This window comes from Xenorhabdus eapokensis (assembly GCF_001908105.1).
Genome location: NZ_MKGQ01000076.1, coordinates 1 through 3,728, shown reverse-complemented (window position 1 = coordinate 3,728; position 3,728 = coordinate 1). Strand labels below are relative to the sequence as shown.

Annotated in this window: 3 protein-coding genes; all 3 read left to right on the top strand. The window is 35.5% G+C overall.

The window, feature by feature from the left end:
- Positions 1–80 precede the first annotated feature (80 nt).
- Positions 81–1,274, top strand: coding sequence for a 3'-5' exonuclease (locus tag Xedl_RS19110; protein WP_244149767.1), 1,194 nt, complete (start codon positions 81–83; stop codon positions 1,272–1,274).
- Positions 1,275–1,375: 101 nt separating this feature from the next.
- Positions 1,376–3,055 carry a TraI domain-containing protein gene (locus Xedl_RS19105; RefSeq protein WP_074025295.1) on the top strand — a complete coding sequence of 560 codons (1,680 nt, stop codon included), beginning with the start codon at positions 1,376–1,378 and terminating at the stop codon, positions 3,053–3,055.
- A gap of 45 nt (positions 3,056–3,100) precedes the next feature.
- A complete protein-coding gene (locus Xedl_RS25990; RefSeq protein WP_208605097.1) occupies positions 3,101–3,649 on the top strand; it encodes a hypothetical protein in 549 nt (182 codons plus the stop codon).
- The last annotated feature ends 79 nt before the right edge of the window (positions 3,650–3,728 follow it).

Genomic DNA, 3,728 nt, shown 5'->3' with positions numbered 1-3,728 from the left:
TTAGTGTGCGTTGAAGAATTTATGACCGCCTTTTCATCAGGGCAACAACCGGGAGTGAGAAAAATGAGTGTATCGTTATTATGAAAGCTTATTTAAATACTCGCCATTGGTCATTAGTTCATAGAGTTCAAAGTACGTTAAATCGTTTTCTATCCAGTGCTGATGGAAAAATAAAGTTAATTCATTGCCCAGATGAAGAGGTAATAGGGGGCATTGACCCAATTAAAATAATTCAAAGCTCAGAGCATATTTGGAATTTGATGAAAAATTTGAATAATTACTTTCCGGTTACACATGATACTTATTTGAAACTTTATCAATTATCTCAACCTGATTTATCTCGCCATTATCAAACGATTTTGTTTGATGAAGCCCAAGATGCCAATCCTGTCACTCATGCGATTGTTTTGAATCAGCATACAAATGTAGTTTTAGTTGGCGATAAGCATCAACAAATTTACCGTTTTCGAGGAGCAGATAATGCACTGAATGCGCCACAATTAGCCGATGCTGATCGCTTATGGCTAACAAATAGCTTTCGTTTTGGTCCACATGTTGCTGGAATAGCGAATGCGTTACTTGCCTTGGATGGTGAAACTCACCAGGTTATTGGGTTAGGAGAAGAAGATGAAGTTTTGTCACCACAACAATTTGATGTGCCTCATAAAGCAGTACTGAGCCGAACGGTGGCAGGTGTAATTGATACAGCACTAGGAGCAGCAAAAGAAAAAAGATCAGTATATTGGGTTGGAGGAATTGAAGCTTATCGAACTGAAGAACTGGAAGATTTGTATTGGTTCTCGGTAGATATGCCACAGAAAGTACAACAGCCTCGTTTAATGCGGGATTACAAAGATTATGATGAATATTGTCGAATAGCCAGAGCTACACAAGATGTTGAAATGATGCAATCTATCAACCTGTTAGAACGATATTTTCCGTTACCTCAAAATTTAGAAATAATGCGTAAATTTGCAATAACTAATGAAAGTAAAGCAAATATAACAGTTTCAACGGCGCATAGAGCTAAGGGATTAGAGTGGGAATTTGTTGAATTAAATAATGACTTTCCTGATTTATTCGATCCTAAGCAGACAGAACTAACTAGGAGAGATGAAGTAAATTTACTTTATGTTGCTGCAACCCGTGCTCGTAAAAAACTTATGATTAATAACATTATTCAAAGTGTACTTGCTAATGAAAATAATTCAACAGATCAGAGTGTATATAATGTTTTACCAAAATTACCGGAAGGCTTATGCGAAGATGTTTAAAAGATAGTTAAATTATCATATCAGTTTCGGTGTTTCGGGGGGAAACAAATCTAAAAGCGAGGCCCTCATTGCACCAAGTGGTTAATTACCGGAAGGTTTATATGAAGATATTTAAAAAGTGGTTAGATCGTAATAGTAGTTTCGGTGTTTCGGGGGGAAACAAATCTAAAAACGAGGCTCTCATTGCACCAGATGGTTATTTTCTACCCAAAAAATCATGTGACTTGTTCAATACTACATTACGTAAGAATTGCGTACAGCAACTTTGGGAAAATGCTTCTTTATCAAAAGCACAATATCAAGAATTTTTTTTATTCCCTCTTCAGCATTGTGCAGAGCGGATTCAGAACTTACCAGCTTTTAATCAGGGAACTTTTGCTCAGGAAGGAGGGTTGCTCGATCTTACATTGCTTACCATGGTTTACTCAATCAGATTATCAAAAAAGAAATTATTGCCAACTGGAGCATTACCGGAAGAACAATCTAGCCAAAGCAGCGCTTGGAACGCGGTAGTCTTTTATGCATCAATGTTTCATTGGTTGCCTTTGATGGGACAATTTGATGGGGAATATATAGATCAAAAGTGCTGGATACCTGGAGTAGTGACACCAAATAAAGCCTATCGCTTCCGATCCAAACCTAATAGTCCAAATTTAGAGGAATTGCGTTCTGTTTCAGGTGCGTTAATGAGCTATACATTGTTACCAGAAAAATCTATTTATTGGTTGAGTGAAACTCCTATGGCACTACAAGCTTTAATGCATTGTATGGTAGGAAAATGGGAAGGCGGAAGAGATGTTAGTAATTTGATAGATGAAGCTGTAAATAAGTTACCAAATATTAGTGAAGACTTCCTAAAGTTAAAGGGAGAGCCAAATGATGCTATAGAAAAAAATATTGGTAATCCTGTTTTAGAACCAATTGAAAATATTATCACTACACCTCCAACCCAACCTGTAATACACACACATAGTGATGCGAACGAAACTCAGGAAGAAACACAGAGTTTAGACATAGTGTCATTACAAAGTGCATTTAATGAAACTATGCCCCAGAAAGAGGAGCTATCAGAAACTGCTTCTGTAGTGAACACAAAAGAAGATATTAGTGATGATTTAAAAACAGTGATGTCACTTTTAGATATAAAAGAAGAAGTAGCAGTACAAGATAACTGTGTCGATAGTGCACCATCAAATAGCTTGAAAAATCAACATCTTGAATACAAAGTACCCTATAGTGAAAGTAAAATCAGAAATAATTTACTCAATGACAATAAATCAGTTGAAATTATAGAAGAAAATGTGTTTCTTAAAGGGACTGAGGAAAAGGATACAGAGGAAGCATACATAAGGATGAACGGGCAAGAACAAGAAAAAAATGAACCATTGAAGATCAAATTTTGGCAATGGCTTAAACAAGGGTTGCAGACTGAAAAAATTGAGTGCAATACTGCTAGTGCAAAAGTACATTGTGTTGCAGGGTTCTTATTTTTACAGACTCCAGCGATCTTTTTTCTTTTTTTGCGTCAACACCCAGAATTAGAAATCGATCATAAGCAATTATTATCTGTATTCGAGTCATTGAATGTGCATCGAATCGAAAAGAAGGGAAACAAAAGAAAACGTCATTATACATGCAAAATATACCCAGTTCCTGTTACAGAGGAATCACGTAAAAATAATAAATTTATACGTGCTAGCGGATATTTAGTAAAAATGAGTTTAATTTTTTCTAAATGCCCCCCTTCAGATAGTCTCTTCGTCGATTTTTCCTCAGAATGATACTAAGAAAACTATTGAACAAAAAAGAGTATGAAAGTGTCCCTTATGAAAAAACAAATGTCTTTGGTGCAAGAAAAAGATGATCCTATTTGGTATGAACTATTGGATGAATATTTTTACTCGAAGGTTTTGCGCCCTGATACAGAAAAAACATATCGTAAGATGGTTAGACTATTTCTTAATTATTTAAGGGGAATAGAAAATATACAAATAAATCCAGAGGAAGTAACTCATAAACATGTTTTACGTTGGCGTAGACATGAATTAAATGTTAGAGGTGTAGTTGAAAGGACTTGGAATACAAAAGCTAGACATATGCAAGTACTATATAGCTTTTGGATAAAAAAAGGTTTGTTAGCTGAAACAAATAAAGGTAACCCATTTTTTGATAGTCAGGTTGAACCAGGGATAAAAAGGAAAAAAGTTTTTACAGAAGCACAGCTTCGTACCATGTATCGTGTTTTTGAGAGGTTTACGCAACTAGAGAAGGAAATATCAGCACAGCAATCTACTTATCGCTGTTGTGCATTATACCCGACACGATTTTGGATTGTTGTAATGGAAACATTTCGATTAAATAAGCTTTCAAAATAGTAGATCACTTGGAGGGAACTCAGTCCAATTTTTGCGATCTGATTAATCGCCAAATCAAAAAAAATCCCAAAATGGACTG

Bases quoted from the DNA above. Each gene is read 5' to 3' on its own strand.
- Xedl_RS19110 (WP_244149767.1), top strand. From the start codon at position 81: ATGAAAGCTTATTTAAATACTCGCCATTGGTCATTAGTTCATAGAGTT.
- Xedl_RS19105 (WP_074025295.1), top strand. From the start codon at position 1,376: ATGAAGATATTTAAAAAGTGGTTAGATCGTAATAGTAGTTTCGGTGTT.
- Xedl_RS25990 (WP_208605097.1), top strand. From the start codon at position 3,101: ATGAAAAAACAAATGTCTTTGGTGCAAGAAAAAGATGATCCTATTTGG.